19 protein-coding genes are annotated in these 20295 nt (G+C 51.6%); 6 read left to right on the top strand and 13 right to left on the bottom strand.

Going from position 1 to position 20295, the window contains the following annotated elements:
• Positions 1 to 56 precede the first annotated feature (56 nt).
• The 8 genes from F566_RS0118985 to F566_RS0118945 form a co-directional block, all read right to left on the bottom strand.
• Positions 57 to 1523 carry an ATP-binding protein gene (locus F566_RS0118985; RefSeq protein ID WP_020408608.1) on the bottom strand — a complete coding sequence of 489 codons (1467 nt, stop codon included), beginning with the start codon at positions 1521 to 1523 and terminating at the stop codon, positions 57 to 59.
• Complete coding sequence (locus F566_RS0118980; protein ID WP_020408607.1) at positions 1520 to 2182, bottom strand: response regulator; 663 nt, start codon at positions 2180 to 2182, stop codon at positions 1520 to 1522. The genes F566_RS0118985 and F566_RS0118980 overlap by 4 nt, the downstream gene beginning before the upstream one ends.
• A gap of 274 nt (positions 2183 to 2456) precedes the next feature.
• A complete protein-coding gene (locus F566_RS33445) occupies positions 2457 to 3224 on the bottom strand; it encodes a transglutaminase-like cysteine peptidase (RefSeq protein WP_020408606.1) in 768 nt (255 codons plus the stop codon).
• 152 nt (positions 3225 to 3376) lie between these two features.
• Positions 3377 to 5017: an acyl CoA:acetate/3-ketoacid CoA transferase gene (locus tag F566_RS33440; protein ID WP_020408604.1), complete on the bottom strand. Its 1641-nt coding sequence runs from the start codon at positions 5015 to 5017 to the stop codon at positions 3377 to 3379.
• A 100-nt stretch (positions 5018 to 5117) separates the two neighbouring features.
• A complete protein-coding gene (locus F566_RS0118960) occupies positions 5118 to 6473 on the bottom strand; it encodes a TRAP transporter large permease (protein ID WP_020408603.1) in 1356 nt (451 codons plus the stop codon).
• Positions 6460 to 7089, bottom strand: coding sequence for a TRAP transporter small permease subunit (locus F566_RS0118955; protein WP_020408602.1), 630 nt, complete (start codon positions 7087 to 7089; stop codon positions 6460 to 6462). Before F566_RS0118955 ends, F566_RS0118960 begins: the two co-directional genes overlap by 14 nt.
• Before the next feature lie 117 nt (positions 7090 to 7206).
• Positions 7207 to 8280 carry a TRAP transporter substrate-binding protein gene (locus F566_RS0118950; protein WP_020408601.1) on the bottom strand — a complete coding sequence of 358 codons (1074 nt, stop codon included), beginning with the start codon at positions 8278 to 8280 and terminating at the stop codon, positions 7207 to 7209.
• 352 nt (positions 8281 to 8632) lie between these two features.
• The gene (locus F566_RS0118945) at positions 8633 to 10018 is read right to left on the bottom strand and encodes a sigma-54 interaction domain-containing protein (RefSeq protein WP_245555277.1); all 1386 of its coding nucleotides are present in this window, start codon (positions 10016 to 10018) and stop codon (positions 8633 to 8635) included.
• Positions 10019 to 10174: 156 nt separating this feature from the next.
• On the opposite strand from F566_RS0118945, the gene F566_RS0118940 reads away from it, so the two are divergent.
• Together F566_RS0118940 and F566_RS0118935 are read left to right on the top strand one after the other, a co-directional pair.
• On the top strand, positions 10175 to 10357 hold the full coding sequence (locus F566_RS0118940) for a hypothetical protein (RefSeq protein ID WP_020408599.1): 183 nt from the start codon (positions 10175 to 10177) through the stop codon (positions 10355 to 10357).
• 63 nt (positions 10358 to 10420) lie between these two features.
• Positions 10421 to 11314: a DMT family transporter gene (locus F566_RS0118935; RefSeq protein ID WP_245555276.1), complete on the top strand. Its 894-nt coding sequence runs from the start codon at positions 10421 to 10423 to the stop codon at positions 11312 to 11314.
• A gap of 145 nt (positions 11315 to 11459) precedes the next feature.
• Here F566_RS0118935 and F566_RS0118930 read toward each other — a convergent pair whose 3' ends face one another.
• Positions 11460 to 11777, bottom strand: a complete 318-nt coding sequence (locus F566_RS0118930) for a Dabb family protein (protein ID WP_020408597.1) — start codon at positions 11775 to 11777, stop codon at positions 11460 to 11462.
• A 196-nt stretch (positions 11778 to 11973) separates the two neighbouring features.
• Between F566_RS0118930 and F566_RS35635 the strand changes: the two genes are divergently transcribed.
• Positions 11974 to 13278 (top strand): sensor histidine kinase, encoded by a 1305-nt coding sequence (locus F566_RS35635; RefSeq protein ID WP_020408596.1) that lies wholly within the window; start codon positions 11974 to 11976, stop codon positions 13276 to 13278.
• Between the two features lie 116 nt (positions 13279 to 13394).
• Positions 13395 to 14057: an O-methyltransferase gene (locus tag F566_RS0118920; protein ID WP_020408595.1), complete on the top strand. Its 663-nt coding sequence runs from the start codon at positions 13395 to 13397 to the stop codon at positions 14055 to 14057.
• 130 nt (positions 14058 to 14187) lie between these two features.
• Here the strand turns inward: F566_RS0118920 and F566_RS0118915 are convergent, their stop codons facing one another.
• The 4 genes from F566_RS0118915 to F566_RS0118900 form a co-directional block, all read right to left on the bottom strand.
• A complete protein-coding gene (locus F566_RS0118915) occupies positions 14188 to 14601 on the bottom strand; it encodes a PilZ domain-containing protein (RefSeq protein WP_020408594.1) in 414 nt (137 codons plus the stop codon).
• 238 nt (positions 14602 to 14839) lie between these two features.
• Positions 14840 to 15727, bottom strand: a complete 888-nt coding sequence (locus F566_RS0118910) for a carbohydrate kinase family protein (protein ID WP_020408593.1) — start codon at positions 15725 to 15727, stop codon at positions 14840 to 14842.
• Positions 15728 to 15904: 177 nt separating this feature from the next.
• Complete coding sequence (gene dinB, locus F566_RS0118905; protein ID WP_020408592.1) at positions 15905 to 17005, bottom strand: DNA polymerase IV; 1101 nt, start codon at positions 17003 to 17005, stop codon at positions 15905 to 15907.
• Positions 16971 to 17960, bottom strand: a complete 990-nt coding sequence (locus F566_RS0118900; protein ID WP_157496899.1) for a LysR family transcriptional regulator — start codon at positions 17958 to 17960, stop codon at positions 16971 to 16973. Before F566_RS0118900 ends, dinB begins: the two co-directional genes overlap by 35 nt.
• Before the next feature lie 158 nt (positions 17961 to 18118).
• Between F566_RS0118900 and F566_RS0118895 the strand changes: the two genes are divergently transcribed.
• Together F566_RS0118895 and F566_RS0118890 are read left to right on the top strand one after the other, a co-directional pair.
• Positions 18119 to 19516 carry an MATE family efflux transporter gene (locus F566_RS0118895; RefSeq protein ID WP_020408590.1) on the top strand — a complete coding sequence of 466 codons (1398 nt, stop codon included), beginning with the start codon at positions 18119 to 18121 and terminating at the stop codon, positions 19514 to 19516.
• 239 nt (positions 19517 to 19755) lie between these two features.
• Positions 19756 to 20238, top strand: coding sequence for a GreA/GreB family elongation factor (locus F566_RS0118890; protein WP_020408589.1), 483 nt, complete (start codon positions 19756 to 19758; stop codon positions 20236 to 20238).
• The last annotated feature ends 57 nt before the right edge of the window (positions 20239 to 20295 follow it).

Here is a 20295-nt window from a genome sequence, read left to right as displayed (position 1 = left end):
AGGCCGCTCTAATCAACCTGGGCGGATGAGGGTCCATTTCTGCATCATGATTCCGGTTAGTAAGACAGACTCATTCGCAGTCCGGTGGGACTGTTTTCCGTATCGGACATGGACAGAGTGGCGTCGTGCAATTCAGCAATCTGCAAGCTGATGGAAAGGCCCAGGCCACTGCCAGACTCCCTGGTTGCTTTGCCTCTGTAAAAGCGTTCAAACATCTGTTCCCTCAGTTCGGGTGGTATGCCTGGTCCCTGATCCTCAACCGTCAGTTGGTGGTCTTCAAGGGATATCGTTATTTCGGAGTGTGGGGGGGAATAGCATATGGCGTTGTCCAGCAGGTTTCGAAGTAATATACGCAACATGGACGCATTTCCCAGAATGGGAGAGGATTCCCGTTCCAGCACTTTCATCCTGATACCCTTTTGCCCGGCATAGTCTTCCATGGCAGAGAGTTCTTCATTCACCAGGTCACGCCAGGAGATGGGCTTTTTCTCAAGTGCTGCGTTTTCCTGATCAAGGCGGCTTAATTGCAGGAGCTGTTCCACCATGTGAATCAGGCGCTGCATTCCGGTTAACGCTTTGCGGACACTGTCTCCTGCAACCTGCTGACAGGAGGTCGGCGACATCTCGTTGCTTGTCTCCGACAGGGCGGGAGAGGATGCCTCTGTCAGGGCGTCAAGTGCGGCAGTGGCATTTTCCAAATGAACTTTGGTGGCCGCCAACGGTGTGCGAAGCTCATGTGCGGCATCCGCAGTAAAGCGGCGTTCCCGTTCCATGGCTTTCTGTAGCCGCGTGAACAGGTCGTTAAGGGATGATACCAGCGTCTGCAGTTCTGCAGGATAGTGATGGTGGGGGAGTGTCGAGAGATTGTCTGCACTGCGTTGTTTCAGCTGCGAGGAAACTTCGCCCAGTGGCATTAAACCTTTTCTCACCACCCAACTGACGCCGAAAACCAATAGTACAATCAGTATCAGAGAAGGCCAGATTGACTGCAGGGCAATCTCCTGGGTCAGTTCGCTTCTGCCATCAGCCCTTTGCGCCACCTGTATCCATAACTTCAGTTTTGAATCATGCAGTGTGAAGATGCGCCAACGATTGTCGTCCGTTTTTAAATTATGAAAGCCGACAGGCATTCTCTGATAGTCATATCCCTTGGCTGATTTTGTATGGATCAGGAGTTGACCATTCTCATGCCAAACCTGGAAAGCGAGTTTCTTTTCGTATTTATGTCCCAGTTCGTTGTATTCATCGTAGTCTTCTTCGTCACTACTCATATCCTTGCTTTCGCCAAAGTCTTCATAGACCAGGGGCTGCTGCAGGGAGCTGAGATGAGTGCTTTTGAGCTGATTGGCCAGTGTGCTCTGTAATAAACGGGACATCTGGGCCAGTTCCGCATCAAATAGCTCTTCCACCTGTTCCTGGGTTTCTACATAGTTGGTGACCAGGGTGATCAGACCACTGATAATGATCAGGGCGGAGATGCTGATCAGCAGAAAACGCTTGATTGAGGTGATTTGCAGTGTCATTGGCCTGACTCAATGGTGTAGCCGAGACCCCGGACAGTTTTAATCAACTGATTGCCCAGTTTTTTACGCAGGTTGTGGATGTGGACTTCCATGGTGTTGCTGGAAACCTCATCAGACCAGCCGTAAATAAGATCCTCCAACTGCTCCCGGGAAAGAACTCTTCCCCGGTGGCTGGCCAGTTCATGAAGGATCGCGTATTCCCGGCGCGATAATTTAATTTCCGTCTCGGCTTTGAACACTTGGTAAGAGTGGGGAAGTATCCGGATATCATTGAGGCTGATTTCAGGTTGCCGTTGCCCGATTGAGCGTCGTGTGAGGGCCCTCAGGCGGGCCAGTAATTCACTGACGTCGAATGGTTTCAGCAGATAATCATCGGCGCCGGAGTCCAGTCCCTGGACCCGGTCCTGAATCCGGTCTCTGGCGCTGAGAATCAGGATTGGGGTCTGGTTTCCCTCAGCCCTGAGTTTGCGCAGCACTGTCAGACCATCGATACCCGGGAGCCCGAGATCGAGGATGATTATATCGAACAATCCAACTTTGACGGCATGCAGGGCGTCTTCACCTGATTCCACCCAGTCCACGGCGTTGGACTTCAGCGACAGAGATGTGCGAATGCCATCGGCTAATAGCTCGTCGTCTTCAACCAGCAATATTCTCAAAGCACTTCCTTACTATTCGATAAGGTTGGTGGATCGAAAAGATTTGAGATCTGTCTTTCATCGTTTTAGTTTGTTCAGGGCCGCCTGGATTTCCTCCCTGCGACCAGCGTCGGCAATGAGGCGGTCAGGTAAGGGGTACCCAGAACCCGAATCAGATATTTCCGTGCCATCTTATCCTTCCCCTGGTCGGCAAGAAAGTCACCGCAGAAGAAATTGATGTGGGGCGCTGGTTGACAGGGGCCTATAGGGCCGTTCGGCAATAAAATGAAGTTGCTCAGAACAGAAGTTGGTCGCTGAGTTTTTCCTGTAGCATCAGCCAGTGTCGTATGTCGGAAGGAGAGCCAACATTGGAAGCTCGGTTGTGACTTGCCCAGACATGATCCTCATTGAAACTGTAAATGGCATTCAGGTCAGGTCTTTCACGGATGTTGTTGTCCAGATTGTCCAGTGTTACTGGCCGTCCCTCCCGAGACTCGTAATAGTCCAGTACCATATGGGCCGTGGGTAATCGGTAGCTTTTGACATAGCTGATTCCCAGTTGCTGGCTGGAAACCCCCATAGCCCGCAATGTGAAATATTTGGCAATAGCCAAGTCTTCGCAATCTCCCTTACCATTGGCAATTACTTCCAGTGGGGTTGCCCAGTAATCCTCAAGATTCCACATATCCTGGTCGGTCATATAGGCTAGAGAATTGAAAAACTCATTTACTGCTTTCAGTTTGGTTGCCATGGGGCGCAAGCGATTCTGGTCCACCAGCCTTAACCAATCCCTTACACGCTGGGCGGATTGCTTGGGCAAGCTTTTTAGCAGGCGAGCGATGCTGAGTGAACTGCGTTCGCTAAAGGGGGTCGTGGCCGGGAGGTTGACGGTTGTTGTTGGGATATGGGGTGGGTGAGTGGCATGTTTTTCCAAGCTATGGGCATGCACTGAACACCATAGAGGAAAGCTGGCGACCAGGGCTTTAACCGGCGAGCGGGATGCGCTCAATAATCCCTTAAATGCACCCCTCAGTACTGTAAGACGGTAGCTGGGGCGAGTCATATGATAGAAATATACCTTGAATAAAAGTTGTCTTGAATGAAACTGGTTATTCAATGTTCACAATGTCGTTTTTATCGTCATTATCACGGTTCGTCAAGTCTGCCGCTTCGACACAACGCTGGTAAGGGGCTGTCACTGTACAGCCCATCGGATCAGTTTACCGCTTCCTGTGAATGCGTCTGGATGTGGGGCCGGCTGACTTCTGAGCCTCTGTCAGCAAGGGTGCCGTAAGGCTTGAGGGTCAGGTCTATGGGGCCGGGTTTCAGGCATTGAATGGGCATAACGCTGAGTTGCGGAGAGATCAGGGGCTTAAACCCCATGAAAGGAAGAATGTCCCGATCTATCTGGACTCCCGGGGCGACCTCGGTCAGTTCCACACCGGAGGTTGTAAGCTGAAATACACAACGTTCTGTTATGTACTTAATCTTCTGGCCTCTGCGCAGGGCATACTGGCCGCTGAAGGTTAAATGCTCCACGTTGTGAACCAGTTTGCTCTTTTTGTTGTCGCCGTTCATGCGTATTTCACCATTTTCAATGAGCGGTTGGGGAGAACCTGCACAAAATGTCCCCAGAAAGAATACTTCTTTGGCGTTCTGGCTGATATTGATGAACCCGCCGGCACCGGCCATGCGATTGCCAAACCGGCTGACATTGACGTTGCCCTGGGCGTCCATTTGGGCCATGCCGAGAAAAGCCTGATCAATACCGCCACCGTCGTAGAAATCGAACTGTGCCGGCTGGTCGATGATCGCCTCGGCGTTGCTGACGGCTCCGAAGCTGAGCCCTCCTGCGGGGCGGCCTCCAATTCCGCCGGGTTCTATGGTCAGGGTGATCTGGTCCAATACGGCTTCCCGGTAAGCGACATTGGCGATTTCTTCAGGCATGCCAATGCCCAGGTTGATGATGGCGTTCCGGCGAAGTTCCATAGCAGCACGACGGGCGATCAAGGTTCTGAGATTAAGAGCTTCCTCGCAGGTGCCCGGTGATTCATGAATTTCACCGCTATAGGCGGGATTATAAGTTTCAGCAAAGGTTTGCTGATGGTGTTCCGGGGGCGCCAGGACCACATGATCCACCAGTATTCCAGGGATTGTGACTTGTCCTGGATGCAGTCGGTGTCTGTCGGTCAGCCGTTCAACCTGGACAATGACTTTGCCGCCGCAGTTATGCACTGCCTGGGCAATTGCCAGACTCTCCAGGGGCAGGGCTTCACGCTCCCCGGTAATATTGCCTTTGGGGTCGGCGGTAGTGCCGCGCAACAGGGCGATATGAATGGGGAAAGTTTTATAGAACAGGTATTCCTCGCCACCAATGTGCATCAGTTCCACCAGCTCTTCCCGGGTGGTCTGATTGATCTTTCCACCTTCGTAGCGTGGATCGACAAAGGTATGCAGTCCTACTTGGGTCAGCAGGCCGGGCTTGCCGGCCGCAATATCACGAAACAGGTGGCTGATGACCCCTTGGGGGAGGTTGTAGGCTTCAAGTTTGCCGTCACATGCCAATGCGCCCAGTTTTGGAACCAGTCCCCAGTGCCCGCCAATGACCCGTTTCACCATGCCGTCATGGCCGAAATGATTGAGGCCGCGTTCTTTACCATCCCCCTGACCGGCCGCATAAACCAGCGTCAGGTCGCCAGGTGTCTGCTGCTGTAAAAAGCGCTGCTCTACAGCGATGGCCAGCTCTTCGGCAAACCCGATGCCTACAAAGCCGGCAGTGGCAATGGTGGCGCCGTTGGGAATCAGTGCAGCGGCCTCGGTAGGACTGACGAGCTTGTGATGTTTGATGGATGACATTCCAATCTCCTTATATCCGTCGACCCGGAAAGCAGGCAGCCACAGGTCTGAATAGTGCGTTGCCACGAGCCGAAAAATCAGTAGACATACGCTTGAATTGTTAATTGCCGTAGGCTTGGGAAGGTAGCCATGTCACGATGGCTGGCCAGACGAAGACAATAGTGATTGCCAGCAGCTGCAACACAATAAAAGGCGTTACGCCTCGGTACAGGGTGCCTACTTTGATTTGGGGAGGTGCGACGCCTTTGCAGTAGAACAGGGCAAATCCAACCGGTGGTGTCAGGAAGGAAGTCTGCAGACAAACCGCGAACAGAACCGTGAACCACACCAGGTTGAAGCCAAGGGATTCCACCACCGGTGCGACTAATGGCAGGATGATCAGTGTGATTTCAATCCAGTCCAGGAAAAATCCCAACAGGAATGTGCAGAACAGAATGCTGATCACAATGCCGGTTGGACCAAATGGTAGGCCTGTCAGTGCGGATTCGATCAGTTCGTCGCCACCCAGTCCCCGTAGGACCAGTGAAAACGCAGTGGCACCGATCAGAATCGCAAATATGAATCCGGTGGTCTGGCTGGTCTGTATACAAACGGTTTTGAAAACCGCGAGGTTCAGTTTTTTGTTGTACCAGGCCAGCAAAGTTGCGCCAAAAGCTCCAACGCCGGAGGCTTCGGTAGGTGTGGCCAGGCCCATGAAGATAGAGCCCAGAACCGCCAGGATTAACAGAGCAGGAGGGATGATCGCTTTCATGGCGTTCAGTACTACGTTCCAGTCAAGGGATTCAGTTGCATCTCCCACAGGTGCCAGATCTGGGTTGAAGAATGCTCTGATGACAATATAGAGAATAAAAGCGCTCCCAAGCAGAACGCCGGGAAAGACTGCTCCAAGAAACAGATCACCGACAGACAGAGCAAGCTGATCGGCCATCATTACGAGCATAATGCTGGGAGGAATCAAGATTCCCAGGGTGCCCACGGCGCAGACTGTCCCTACCGCCAATTCGGACTGGTACTGGTTTTTCAGCATTACCGGCAAGGCCAGCAAGGTGAGGAGGGCGACAGACGCGCCGATGATGCCGGTGGATGCGGCCAGCATCAGGCCAATCAGCACGACCGCGATCGCCGTTCCGCCATTGAGTCGGCCAAACAGGCGGGAAACATTATGCATCAAGCTTTCCGCGACCCCTGAGCGATCCAGCATTTGCCCCATAAACACGAACATGGGGAGGGCTACCAATACCCAGTTGCTCATAATGGCCCAGATACGGTCGACAGTCAGCGCGGTATAGTTCCAGTCCAGCCCGATAAAAGTATCCAGGTGGTTGTCTGCAAACAGGCTGATGCCGGTGAATACCACTGCAATACCTCCCAGCAACCAGGCAACTGGAAAGCCACTGAATATCATCAGGATGAAGCTGACAAACATGGCGATGGCAAGCCATTCATTCACTTCCATGGTGACCTCCCTGAGTGCTGGATTGACTATACGGTCTGTTACTTTTGTCCATCAGAAACAGATAGCTGATGACGCGGCTCATGCGTGAGATGATGGCAATGCCAACTAGCACCATGGCCAGGGGGAGAGCAGATTTTATCAGCCAGCGATAAGGCAGACCGCCGGGTGAGCCAGACTTTTCGCCGGTCTGCCAAGCGTCTATGACAAAGGGTAGCCCATACCAGATAAGCAGTATGGTGAAAGGTGCCAGCAGTAAGCCGATGCCAAGCAGCTCAATCCAGGCTTTGGCTTTGAGAGGCAGGCGCTCGTGCAGAACATCAACCCTCACATGGCTGTCATCCTTGATGCAGAAAGACAGTGCGCCCAGAAAGCCGATGGAATAAAAGTGCCATTGCAGTTCTTCAAATTCGACACGTCCCTCACCGAACAGATAACGCATCACGACATTGAGCATGATAATGCCCATTAGAATGGGCCAGACCCAACTGATCCATTCTCCCAGTTTGCCGACGAAGGTATCCACCTTGAGGGAAAACCACGTGTGCGGCAATTGTGTTTCATGGTGAGGAATTACTTCTGACAGAGCTGAGTCTGCAAGTACTTTTTCAGCTTGCATGCTGTTGCAACCTTACACGTTAAAAGTTTGGAAAAAGGGGAGGGCGCGCAAATCGTCACGTTTACGTCCCTCCCAGACAGAGCTCTGGGTAGAGCAATGATGGATGACTAGGGGTGTCTAAAAGTCTCTTGGCAAGTAGCCGAACTCTTTCCAGCGCTTGTAGTCTTTGGAGAATGAGAGCTGGTGTTCGTAGACGGACTTAAAGTCGTTATCTTTGCTGGCCTCGGCTTCCAGCACCTTGATGCTGACTTTTTGCAGTTCACGTAGTAGTGGTTCCGGAAGGCGTTTTGAGATGGCGCCCTGGCTTTCGAGCTCGGCCATTGCGGCGCCCTGAATGCCTTCGCTACGGGCAAGGTCGCGAGTCACGCTGGCCTCGCAGGCCAAGTTGATCACGGCTTTATCCATGGAAGAGGTTTTGTCCCACTCTTCTTTATTAACTACCAGGTGAAAGGCGGCATGGGGCTGGTGCCAGCCAGGGAAATAGTTATATTTGGCGACTTTGTTGAACCCCAGTTTTTGATCCACGGCGGGTAGAGAAAATTCGGTGGCGTCGATGGCCCCTTTTTCAAGGGCCTGGAAGATTTCGCCTCCTGGCAATACGGTGACTGAAGCGCCGAGGTCCTGCATGACCTGGCCGCCAATGCCGGCAAAGCGCATCTTCAGTCCCTTCACGTCTTCCAATCCGTTGATTTCCTTTTTGAACCAGCCGGCGGTTTCAGGACCGGTCATGCCACAAAGTACGGGGTGAATGTTGATTTTGTGGTAGATGTCCTCAGCCAGTTGCTTGCCGCCGGCTTCATACCACCATCCAATGTATTCCCAGGGTTCCATGCCGAACGGAACCGAGGCAAACAGCACAGAAGAGGGAAGCTTGCCTTGATCGTAGCCCAGCCAGGTATAGCCTGCTTCGATCTTTCCGCTTTTTACCGCGTCGGTGATGTTCAGAGTCGGGACTAGCTTGCTGGGCTCGTAATGTTTGATGATGACACGGCCATCAGTGGCTTCCTTGAGAGAATCCATAACGCCGGGAATGGTGTCGCCGAGTGCTGGCAGGTTGCTGCCGAAAGCTGCCTGCATTTTCCAGCGGACTTTGTCTTCTGCGTTGGTATACAAACCAGCGCAAAGCAGCGTGCTGGTCAGGGTCAGAGTGAGAAAGGTGTTGATCTTGTTGGATTTGCTTTTGAGCGTCATGGGAACCCCAATTATTTTTATTTCTGAGTTTTTGACGAATATTGAGTTAGCAAGCACTGGGCCAGAATTTATTTGTCTTTAATATCAAAGGGGTAGAGGGGTTCTCTAAAATGGCGCGTTAGGAGGTGTCTGGAAATTCAGACGGTGTTCAGGTGGCTGAAAGGCCCCCAATCTGGTGAAGTGTCTTGGGTGAGAGGGTTTGTGGGGTTTTATAGTGCTTTGTTTTTTATGAGTTTAATCTGTTTTTGTATTGAATTCTGGACACTGTCTGCTTTTTCAGACGGTTTTGGGTGGCCTGAATCTGGTAGCTTTCAGCGCCGCTGATTCGATTGTTTCAAATGAAAGGCAGGAGTTATATCAAATCATGCCTTTGCAGTTTTTCATATAACGTTGCCCTGGAAACTCCTAACATCCTGGCGGCCTGGCTGCGGTTGTTTCCGCAGGATTTCAAAGCGTTCAGAAGGGCCTCCCGCTCGGCTCTTTCCAGGGTTTTGCTTAGAGGCTCAACAGGGTGGGCAGGCTTGGAGCTCTGGCGGGTACCGACAGCTTTACGTAATTGAGGAAAGTCTGCCGGTGTGAGTTCATTTTCATCAGAGAAAATAAAAGCCCGTTCCAGAGTGTTCTGTAGTTCCCGGACATTGCCCGGCCAGGAATAGTTGCGCAGGAGATTGACTGCGGATTCATCAAGATGTCTGAGAGGCAGACCGGTTGCATGACTGAAGGTGTCGAGCATATTGTCTGCGAGGAGTTTGATGTCCTCCAGGCGATCGCGCAGTGGGGGGACTTCTATCGGGAGTACGTTTAAACGATAGTAAAGATCGGCCCGAAAGTGGCCTTCGTCCACCATGGATTTCAGGTCCCGGCTGGTGGCGGCAATGACTCTGACGTTTACCCTGATAATGTTATTGGACCCCAGGGGTTCGAATTCCTGCTCCTGCAGCACTCTTAATAATTTGCTTTGCAACCCCAGTGGCAGGTCGCCGACTTCATCCAGGAAAAGAGTCCCTTCATTAGCCAGTTCGATTTTGCCGACACGGCCTTTACGGTCTGCGCCGGTATAGGCGCCGGGAGCGACGCCAAAAAACTCTGCCTCCAGCAGATTTTCAGGAATGGCTGCCATGTTGACACACACAAAGGGCCTTTCTGATCTTAGCGAAGCCTGATGAACGGCATGCGCCAGCACTTCCTTGCCGGTGCCGGTCTCTCCCAATAACAGGACAGTGGTGTCGAGCTCTGCTGCCTGTCTGGCCCGTTTAAGGAGTTGTCGCGTTGCATCACTTCTGCCTTTGAAATCCGAGAAGCTGTATTTGGCTTGGCGCATGTCTGCCAACTGTCGTTCTGCAGTGGTTGGCTGACCACGTAAGCGGGCAAACTTTTCCACGAATGGCTTGAGATAATCCAGCTCTTTGTAAAACACAAACCCGATACCGCCTGCGACCCGGTCCTGATCGTCCCGGATAGGTATGCGCGTGACCACCATCCAGGTTCCCCGGATGCGTAACATATCCAGAAGAATTGGCTGGCCGCTTTCAACCACCTGGCGCATCATGCTGTTCGGAATGATTTCTTCCACCGGGCGACCTTCGGCCTGTGAGTCTTCTGGCAGCTCCAGCAGTTTGCGGTATTTATTGCTGATCCAGAGGATATTGACGTCGCGGTCGACAATGATGCTGCCTTCGCAGAACCTATCCACTACGTGCACCAATGGATCTTCCTTGAGGAATTGTGTTGTTATCATTTTTTGTAGGTCGCCATTCATTTATCCAGCCAGGCAGCGTTCTACTTGTGATTCCTAATGCTGCGCGCTAATGAATTACCTTATTCTAATCCCGTTGGTCTGTATAGACTTAAGAGTAGGAGTGAGAGGGGCGGCTTAATAAAGGCGGGAAGGTCTATGATAATGATGGCGCTGGCCCTTGAGATCACCCGTTATCCGTCACACAATGCCGTTTTTCGGCAGGAAACCATTCTGAATATTCGCCAGGATGTGGCTATGTTGGGGAGCTGCTCCTTTAGATTGATGATGATTGTGGATCAGCTGTTTTGGAAGCTGATTCAGTTGGGGTGTTCCTTTTAGCTGTTTGGAAGCCATTTGGAATTGGTTTGGATTGTTGATTCTTTTGATCGAGTAGGACGTACTTTGGCAACTGCGCATATTGATCTTTCTTCACATCGCCTCCAGGGGACATGGGCGGCCTTCATCGGCGTAACCGTTTTGAGTTTCGATGCACTGCTGGTGAAGTTGGCAAATGCCAGTAGTTGGGATGTGATGTTCTGGCGAGGCTTTTTTATATTTGCCACCATGGCGCTTTTTTCCGTCAAAAGTGGTCAGTGGCGAGCAATGCTGGTCCGGAACACCGCGGTTGCGGCCTGGAGTGTGGCATTGCTGTATGGTGTGTCCACCGGACTGTTCGTGCTTTCTGTTTCCAATACCATGGTCGCTAATACGGTGGTGATCTTGTCCAGCTCGCCATTTTTTGCTGCGTTGTTCTCTTGGGTGTTGATCGGTGAAGTGATTCGTTTGCGCACCGTACTGGCGATTCTGGCGAGTATGTGCGGAGTGGCCGTGGTATTTTCAAGTTCAATGCAAAGCGGTGGTTGGCTGGGAGATACTCTGGCTCTGGTGTTGGCCATTCTGATGGGGTTATCTCTGACGATACTTAGGCGGAATCCGGGCATCCCGAGAGTGCCGGTGATCGCCGTCAGTGGTGTGGTGGCAGCATTAATGGCGATTCCTTTCGCAAACCCGCTGACGCTGGGCGTCGACAGTTATGGCTGGTTAGCCTTGATGGGGTTGGTGCAGATGCCGATGGCTTCGGTGCTGATCATGGTTGCAACCCGATATTTGCCGTCACCGGAAGTGAGTCTGTTTCTGCTGATTGAAACTGTATTGGCCCCGATCTGGGTGTGGTGGGTGATTGGAGAAGTTCCACCTTCACTGGCACTGATCGGAGGGCTGATCGTGATCGGCACCATAGCTGTACACAGCGCCCTGGCACTGAAGCAGGATCAGAAATCCGCTATACCGACATAGTATTTGTCTCGTCAATGGCACCTGATTCAACGGTTTGGTCCGGATCAGTATTGAGTCTGTATCAGCCGTAGAGCTGGTACCACCCGCGCGCCTGTGCACTTCCTCAGTGTTCACAGGCCCTGTTCTCGAATCAAAGTATATCTGATCAGCTGTCCTGGAATTCATAGTCGTAAACAAGGACATTATCCTCGGTGTCCAGTAGTAACCCACCAATGATTTGTTTGACCTTCTCGTGCTCAGGGTGGGGCAGGTAATTGTCACGAGCTTCCCTGTCTGTAAATGACATTACGAAGCCGAAGTTATATCCACGCTCGATTTGTTCCGGGCTGTTGTTGGGCCCCCCGCTGTAGGAAAGTAATCCGTCAATGCTCTGACAAAGTGCTGCCAGGCTGCGGTCCATGTGCGAGATTTGTTCTGCAGTGGCGGAAGAGGCAATTTTAAAAAGGACAATATGTTGAATCATCTGTTTTCCTTTGTGGTTGATTTGCTTTTTTTCAGTGTTCTTGGTTTAGGTTGGGTAGTGCCAGGTCAAGAAGTGCTTTTTCCGTCTATGCTTATTTAACCGTACGAGCTTTATTTGTATATGCGGCAAAACCGAAAAGAAGCGATGACGGAGCCAAATCAACCATTATCCCTCTGATTGAGCCAGGGTACCTGTATTGATTCAGCATTTTATCGATTATCAGTCCGCTATTTTTGACCGGCTTATTCCTGATTCTTCGCTAATGGATACTGAAGACAGGGCTCGTGCGCGGTTGATTGCCGGCATTATTGTCTATGGTGCCGTATGTGCTCTGGTAATGGGGTTCGTCCGTTTAAGTTCTCTTGGTCTGGTGCCCAGTACCCTGATTACTTTTGCGCTGGTGCCGGTTTTTGGAGTCTTTCTGGTCATTTTGTGGCGCTCCGGAAATCTTGGTTTAACCAGTGATCTGCTGGTTGGAGTTGTTACGCTGGTGCTGTTCGGTATTGCTGTTACGGACGGAGGTGTGTTTTCAAGAGTTCTGGTCTGGATGCCGGCCGTTCCCCTTCTTGCCAACTTTGTCGGTGCCAGACTGAGAGCATTGAGAGCGACATTGCTGATTACCGTCGGACTGCTGCTTTTACTGGTAATGCACTATCAGGAAGCTCTTGAATACCAATGGCGGGACGGTGTCATTGTGGGAAGGGTGATGGCCACTGTTTTTTCCATGCTGTTCGTATCGGCCATTTGCTATCAGTATGAAAGTGCTCGCAGGCGAGCGGTTTCTGAGTATAAAGCTATGGAAGTAGAGCGAAGGAACTGGACCAGTATGGTCGCCCATGAATTGAGGACGCCCTTGACTGCCATCTTTGGGGCACTTTCCCTGTTGCAAAAGCAAATCGATGTCATTGACGGGAATCACGAACAGATTGAACTGAGGCCGACCAGGGAGCTGATTGCCATGGGCAAGAGGAACTCCGAACGACTGATGCGACTGGTGAACGATATTCTGGATCTAGAGCGAATGCAGTCGGGTAACCTGCCTTTACACAAATCCTGTTTTCAGCTGGACCAACTGATATTAGAAACCTGTGCCTTCTGCGCGAAAATGGCGGAAGAGAAAGGGTTGGAAATTGTAACCCGAATTGATCCCGGTCTTAAGGCGACACTGGATGAGGATCGCATTTTTCAAGTGCTGCTTAACCTGATCTCCAATGCCATTAAGTTCAGTTCTAAAGATGGGCAAATTGAGGTGTCGGCGATTCGGCTGGAAGACTCTGTCAGAGTGACTGTCAGAGATTATGGGTCAGGAATTCCTGAGAATTTCGTTTCTTATATATTCACTCCTTTTGCTCAGGCCTTGCAGGGTGAAACCCGGCAGTCAGGTGGCTCAGGTCTGGGGCTGTATATCAGCCTTCGCATTATTGAAGCGCATGGGGGGAGTTTGAGTTTCAGGAACGAAGACGTAGGATGCCGTTTCTTTTTTGACTTGCCTGTTTGCTGATATGGCTTGTAGCAAAGCATCGAACTTAGCGTTAAAAAAATTGTATTTTGGAAAACGGCCACTTACTGTTGGTAAGGTTTATTAATGTTGGTGATTGGTCATTAAGGAGGAATATCGTGTCCGGCAAAACGCTCAATATGACATCCGCACTGTTGAATTATCTGGTGGATACCAGCAGTAGGGAGGACAAACTTCTGCATGCACTCAGGATCGAGACCGCAGAAGACGAATATGCCAATATGCAGATCGCACCAGAGCAGGGGCAGTTTCTGAACCTGCTGGTTAAACTTATTGGTGCGCGCAAAGCCATCGAAGTCGGCACCTTTACCGGCTACAGTTCTATTTGTATTGCCAATGCTCTGCCGTCGGATGGACGATTAATCTGTTGTGATGTCAGCGACGAGTGGACTTCTATTGCCCGCCGGTATTGGTGTCTGGCTGGATTGTCGGAGCGTATTGACCTGAAGTTGGCTCCAGCACTGGAAACCTTACAAGGGCTCCTGGATCAGGGGCAGGCCAGAACCTTCGATTTCGCTTTTATCGACGCTGATAAAGAAAACTATGATGGGTATTATGAAGCCTGTCTGCGCTTGTTGAGGCCTGGTGGGCTGATTGCTGTAGATAATGTCCTATGGGGTGGCAAGGTGGCTGACCCGACAGTGCAAGATGTGGATACCCGGGCCATTCGGGCGTTGAATAAAAAAATGCAGAGTGACAAGCGAATTGATTACGCCATGGTGCCGATTGCGGATGGTGTCTCGCTGGCGGTCAAGCGATAATCTTTGAGAACGTCTGTCAGGGCTTATGCTGACTAACGTTCTATCTGGGTGGTTATAAGGGGTTGACGTCAGCAAGGAGGGGAACGAACGGCCAAATACCGCGCACTACTTATGGTCGTTCGTTAGTGCTTCAGGCCTGTGATTGTTTCTGTATCCGGTCGGCCAGATTCTGGCTTCTGGTAAGCAGACTTTCCAATCTGACCAGTTGTGGCATTAGATTGGGATCCTGGCCTTTTTCGAATTCCACGGCATATCGATATAAACCTCCCAGGTTGCGGGTGTGGCGAATTCTGCCGTTGACCCGATCCACCTTGATATCGCCAACTTCCATTTTTAGTTCAATCGACAGGGTCAGGGATTTTTTGTCCAGCAGTTCCGAATCAGCCTCGAAGGCCATGCCCAGGTGGCTGTAGTCAATGACCTGAACTTCATCCCACAGGCTGATCAGCATGGCCTTTCGGCGCAGTACATAGGCGCATAATTCAACGGCGGGATATCTTCGGGTGCGTCTTTTCTCCGTTTGGGTCGTCTCATTGGCTTGCATGATTATCCTCTCTTGTTCCCTGGGCGTTGCAGGCGATTCAACAGTTGAAAGTCGAGTCTGATTTGAAGTGCCAGCAGGTCCTGATTTTTTTGTTTTTAATTGCAGCCAGTTAAGATTTGTCCAGAGTTCGTTTTGCCGCTATAAGTAATTGTTAGTATCTCCTGTGGACTAAGTCTATTGATGAGAATATGTGTGTTTTATGGCTTGGCAGCAGAGGCTGCTTTTTTAGCGCGCGTTATCAGCACACTCCGGTCATGTCCAGGAGCATGCTGGCGTTCAGATATTCTGCTGCCAGACTCTTTGATGTGACACAGAGTGCGCCGCAAGCTGCAGCCAGTTTCATGCAATCCGGCAGTGTGTGGCCATGCAGATAACCAAAGAGAAAGCCGCTGAAGAATGCGTCTCCGGCACCGTTAGTGTCTTTGACGTCGTCTACGGGGTAGACCGGCTGTTCAATCCATTCGCCTTTGTCATTCAAGAGAGTGGCACCCCGGCTACCATGGGTACACACCACAAATTGCTTACCACGGGCCATCATCTGCTGCATGAATTCCCGGTGATCAGGAAAGTTATCACTGGAGAGAAAAATCACATCTGCCGCATCAATGAAAGGCTGATGGTGAGCATTCTCGCCGTCGTAGTCATGTAGATCTGTCCAGATGCGTTTGCCGGCCGACATGGCCAGCGCCAGTGACGGTTTGGCGTATTCCAGAATATTGACAATGACCAGATCCGAACCGGCAATAGCTTCTCTAACCGGTTCCCAATTAATGCCTTCCGGTGTCACGGAAGGATGAGTAAAAATAGAGATTCGCTCTCCTTCGGGGCTCATTAAATTGACATGTTGTTCAGTAGGAGTAGGCGTAGTTTCCACGATCAGCTGGATACCTCTTGCCGCCATTTCCCGTTTTATCAGGTCAGCCTCCGAATCTTCGCCGAGGAGGGTGTGAAGGCAGATCTCCATGCCCAGAGCTTTTAGATTGAAGGCTTCACCGGATCCGGTGCTACCGACAGCACGATAGCAGTCTTGCGGCCAGATGGTTTGGGGTTTGCCGTCCGGAAGCTGGTCCACATGGGCAATGGTGTCTACCGAAGTGCCGCCGATGATGCAGATGCGGTCTGTCATAGTGATTCTCCCAGGCTGTCGAAAAAGGTCTAAAGGTGCATGATGTCTTTGAATGCTTATATAAGCCTATCCGAGCCTGATATGCACCCGCCGGAGAACTACGCCTGTTTTGTTGGAGGGGAGGGCGTAGGCAGCAACGGCAGTGGTGAGAGGCTGGCAAGTCTGTGTAAACAGGGGCTAATCGAACAATGAAAGCTGTTCCCCGACAACGGGCTCATTCAGATCCTTCAATCGTACGCCCATGCCCAGCAGTCTTACCGGCTTGGACTGCCGCTCCCAGGCGGCTTTCATGAGTCGGAGGAAATCAGGCAGGCTCTGCCAGGGTTCGCTGGGGGAGGGGATGATCTCTTCCAGTGTGGTTTGGGTGAAGTCGGCAAATTTTACTTTGACGAAACGTTTGGTGACCCGATACTGGTCGCTGATACGGCCATAGCGCTGAGTCAGTTCCTCAAAAATGGCCGGGGCTTTTTCTTCGATGGCGGAGAAGTCTGCCAGATCTTTGTCGTAGGTGTGCTCGGTGGATAGGGATTTGCGGATACGGTCTGTTTTGACCGGGCGGTCATCTATACCTCTGGCGAGGTTATACAGGCGTTCCCCATAGCTGCCGAAATTGAGAGCCAGATCAGCCAAAGTCCATACTTGCAGATCTCCGCACGTGAGAATGCCTAACCCCTCCATTTTCGCGGCGGTGACTTTGCCGACACCGTTGATTTTTGACACCGGCAACTGGAAAACAAAGCGGCCGACATCCTGAGGGCGAACGACATAGAGTCCATCCGGCTTGTTCCAGTCACTGGCAACTTTGGCCAGAAACTTATTGGGCGCAACACCGGCCGAGACTGTCAGATTCAGTCGTTCGCGGACTTTTTGCCGGATTTCCTCTGCAATCAGCGTGGCGCTGCCCTGGCATTGGCGGCATTCGGTGACATCCAGATAGGCTTCGTCCAGGGATAGGGGTTCAATCTGGTCTGTATACTCTTGGAAAATGTCCTGGATTTGGTGCGAGACTGTTCGGTAAAGCTCGAATCGAGGCTTGACGAAAATCAGGTGAGGGCATAATTGCAGCGCCCGTGCAGACGACATGGCAGAATGCACGCCAAACTTTCTGGCATTGTAATTACAGGTGGCAATAACCCCGCGTTTGTTGGGGCTGCCGCCCACCGCGACGGCTTTGTCTGCCAGAGACGGATTTTCCCTGATCTCAACTGACGCGTAGAACGAATCCGCATCGATGTGGATGATTTTACGCAGGGCTCGGCTTTCTGTTGTTGTGGACATGCTCTTCAATACCCAGGGGATACAGATTGGTCGATGTGACCATGGCCTGGACCCGGAGTTTATCTTTGTTGATCTGTTCCTGCATCCACTGATGAACAATATCAATCATGGCTCTTCGGCGTGGATTGGCAGGGGTCACCATATAATACCCCCAGCCGCTGTCCGGTAAATGATTTCGTGGTATGGTCAGTAATCCGTTTTCCACCTCGTTCATGATGAATATGGGGTCGGCCAGAGCCACACCATGGCCCTGAGTGGCCAGCGTAATTGGCATGTCCAGAGTGTCAAAGGTCAGGCCTGACTCTGGATCTGTCTCTGACACTGGGTATTGGGTCAGCCAGCGCCGCCAGTCTTCATAATCGACGGTAGGGTGGAGCAAGGTGCTGTGCCGGATCACCTGCTGCCAGTCATGGTTGTGTGCAGCCAGCAGTGCTGGGGTGCAGGCCGGTATTAATTGCTCCTCGCGCAGTAGATTGGGGTCTTCTTCCTGACGTCTGGCGCATTGCATGACAATATCAAAATTCTCCATCTCCAGGTCGGATCGTTTCTCGGCCGAGGTCCATTTGGTAGTGATGCGCAACTGGGTGACCGGCATCAGTTTCTGCAGATCGGTCAGGCGTGGAAAAAGCCAGCGTACAGCCAGTGTCGGGTTCACCAGAAGTCTCAGCAGATTCTGGTGACGCTCCATGATTCCGGTACTGATAAATGACAGCTCGTCGAGCATGGGTGTAAGGTGGTCGCTCAGGCTTCTGCCTTCCTCCGTGAGTCGCAGTTGTTTGGTGGTGCGTTGTAGTAGAGGGGTGCCATACCATTCCTCTAATACCTTGATTTGTTTGCTGATGGCGCCCTGGGTAACACTCAGCTCCTGTGCTGCCAGAGAAAAACTGCGTCGTCTTGCAGTGGCTTCGAAGGCTCGTAATGCATGCAACGGGGGGAGTTTTCGGTTTCGATTCATTGGATGTCACAAATAGTGGTTATCATTAAATCATATATGAGTTTTTCTCATAAACAGAAGCAAAAGTTTCGCTTGAGCTATAGCGTCACTAAGCCTAACTTATACAGCCTTGGCGGGGAAGGAAAAGCCTGCTGATGTAACGAGTTGGTGTGAGATATATGAATAGGTTTGTAGAAGTACTGAGGTTGGCGGGACCATTGACGGCCGCACAATTGGCACAGACGGCCATGATTTTTTGTGATTCCATTCTGTTTGGTGTTCTAGGGGTGGCGGAGTTGGCCGGCGCTGGTCTGGGGGCTGGCATTTATAACTTCTTCCTGATAGTGGTGACGGGTCTCCTGGCTGCACTGGCGAGTGAAGTGGCCATCTATGTGGGAAAGGGGTCGAAACAGGATATCGTTCGTATTGTGAAGGCTGGCCTGGTTCTGGCGCTAATGGTTGCGCTGGCTCTGGTGGGGGTGATTATGCTCATGCCGGCAATGCTGCGGATGATGGGGCAGACAGAGGAGACGATTCTGTATGCCGGTCAGTACCTGGGAACTGCGACTTTGATCGGATTTCCGGCCTTTGTATTCCTGGTATTGCGTGGGCTGGCCACAGGTATGGGACGAACTACCAGCATAATGAAGATCAGTGTTCTCGCGGTGGTCATCAATGTGCCTTTAAGTTACGTCATTATGACCGGTTGGGGGCCGTTTCCGGCACTTGGTGTCCCTGGTGCTGCGCTCGGCACTGCACTAGTATCGTTATTAATGTGCGTCATGCTGACTGTGGACTTGAAGCGTTACCCGGAAGTGTGGGAGGTTTTGCAGTCTCTACGTGGGGTGGTATTGCGTAAGTCAGACTTCAGGCCCTACTTTACACTGGGGGTTTCCATTGCGGTGGCCTGGACCATGGAAGCTGGTCTGTTCACTGCCGCGACCATTCTGGCGGGTACTATCAGTGTGGTTGCGTTGGCTGCCCATCAGATTGCTCTGCAAACAGCCTCCATGTCATTTGCCGTGTATATCGGTTTCGCTCAGGGCGCGGCTATTCGTACTGGACAAAGTTTCGGCCGCAATGATTTTGCGAACGTTCGGCGTTATACCTGGGCCGGGTTGGGCGTCGGGTTATGTTTCTGTATTGTGGCGGCTGCCACCTTCCTGTTGATTCCGGAATGGATCGTATCACTGTTTACCCTTGGTGCTGAGGGTGCCCTGGATAGTGAAGTGCTGGATCTGGGGGTTCAGATACTGATTGTGGCTGCATTCTTCCAGTTGGTCGACGGAGGTCAGGTCATTATGATGACGGCACTGCGGGCATTACGTGTCGGTATGCCGCCGACGATCGCCACCATCTTTTGTTATTGGGGGATCGGTTTTCCGGTCGCCTGGCTGCTGATGGCACCCTACGGCATACTCGGTGTGTGGGTAGGGCTGGGCGCCGGCCTCGGGGTTGCCGCCCTGTGCCTGACTTGGATGTTTGTTCGCAAGGTGCATTCTCTTGAGCAGGATTATTACGGAAATATCGACGACTGCCCGATGAATGATGTTTGTGAGATGGTGGCTGTTAAATAGCCTAACGACATCGCCTTTCTACCTTGTATCGGATGGACTGAAGTCAAGGGTCAGACCCGCAGAGTCTGACCCTTGAGATACGGTTATGATGGTGTGCGATATTTAGGGTGTTCCTCATGGTGCATCTGGTACAGAGTTTGATCCCTTATAGGGTGGGTCGAAGTAGGCTCTTCTGCAAATGAAGCTAATGATAATATGTAATGCCTGTCTTAACCTTGTGTTGAATGGAACGTTGTTAGATGAACAAAAGCGCTATTATCCAGCAGATCATTCTGCAGCTGGAAGATTCGCTGAGCATTGCGTTGGCAAGTGCCAATGCGGCTCATGAGACGGCGACTCATGAAGAAAGTGTGGCCGAGAACAAATACGATACCTTTGGCCTTGAGGCGTCCTATCTGGCCGACGGTCTGTCACGACAGGTCTCTGAATTGAAAGCCGCGATACAGACTTATCGAAATGCCTGCTTTCGTGACATCAGTGATGGCGTTGTCCGACTGGGGGCGTTGGTGACTCTGGAGTTGGATGCTGATGGCCAGTGTCTGAATTATTTTCTGGGGCCAGCTGGTGGAGGGATTAATGTTGTGTCGGGAGACTGGGGATGTAAAGTCATCACGCCAAATTCTCCGTTGGGGCAGGCGTTAGTCGGAAAAGAAATTGATGACGAAGTGGCCCTGCTGGTGAATGGCGCTCAGCAGATCTTTTATCTCGTAGAGGTAAAGTGAAAGTTGATAGCCTAAGAGATGAGAGCGCAGGCAACGAAAGTATCGAAAAGACAATCT

The organism is Hahella ganghwensis DSM 17046 (genome assembly GCF_000376785.1).
GTDB classification, from domain to species: Bacteria; Pseudomonadota; Gammaproteobacteria; order Pseudomonadales; family Oleiphilaceae; genus Hahella; species Hahella ganghwensis.
This window is presented reverse-complemented; position numbering and strand designations above follow the sequence as displayed.

Bases quoted from the DNA above. Each gene is read 5' to 3' on its own strand.
- F566_RS0118985 (WP_020408608.1), bottom strand. From the start codon at position 1,523: ATGACACTGCAAATCACCTCAATCAAGCGTTTTCTGCTGATCAGCATC.
- F566_RS33445 (WP_020408606.1), bottom strand. From the start codon at position 3,224: ATGACTCGCCCCAGCTACCGTCTTACAGTACTGAGGGGTGCATTTAAG.
- F566_RS33440 (WP_020408604.1), bottom strand. From the start codon at position 5,017: ATGTCATCCATCAAACATCACAAGCTCGTCAGTCCTACCGAGGCCGCT.
- F566_RS0118960 (WP_020408603.1), bottom strand. From the start codon at position 6,473: ATGGAAGTGAATGAATGGCTTGCCATCGCCATGTTTGTCAGCTTCATC.
- F566_RS0118955 (WP_020408602.1), bottom strand. From the start codon at position 7,089: ATGCAAGCTGAAAAAGTACTTGCAGACTCAGCTCTGTCAGAAGTAATT.
- F566_RS0118950 (WP_020408601.1), bottom strand. From the start codon at position 8,280: ATGACGCTCAAAAGCAAATCCAACAAGATCAACACCTTTCTCACTCTG.
- F566_RS0118945 (WP_245555277.1), bottom strand. From the start codon at position 10,018: ATGATAACAACACAATTCCTCAAGGAAGATCCATTGGTGCACGTAGTG.
- F566_RS0118940 (WP_020408599.1), top strand. From the start codon at position 10,175: ATGATAATGATGGCGCTGGCCCTTGAGATCACCCGTTATCCGTCACAC.
- F566_RS0118930 (WP_020408597.1), bottom strand. From the start codon at position 11,777: ATGATTCAACATATTGTCCTTTTTAAAATTGCCTCTTCCGCCACTGCA.
- F566_RS0118915 (WP_020408594.1), bottom strand. From the start codon at position 14,601: ATGCAAGCCAATGAGACGACCCAAACGGAGAAAAGACGCACCCGAAGA.
- F566_RS0118910 (WP_020408593.1), bottom strand. From the start codon at position 15,727: ATGACAGACCGCATCTGCATCATCGGCGGCACTTCGGTAGACACCATT.
- dinB (WP_020408592.1), bottom strand. From the start codon at position 17,005: ATGTCCACAACAACAGAAAGCCGAGCCCTGCGTAAAATCATCCACATC.
- F566_RS0118900 (WP_157496899.1), bottom strand. From the start codon at position 17,960: ATGAATCGAAACCGAAAACTCCCCCCGTTGCATGCATTACGAGCCTTC.
- F566_RS0118895 (WP_020408590.1), top strand. From the start codon at position 18,119: ATGAATAGGTTTGTAGAAGTACTGAGGTTGGCGGGACCATTGACGGCC.
- F566_RS0118890 (WP_020408589.1), top strand. From the start codon at position 19,756: ATGAACAAAAGCGCTATTATCCAGCAGATCATTCTGCAGCTGGAAGAT.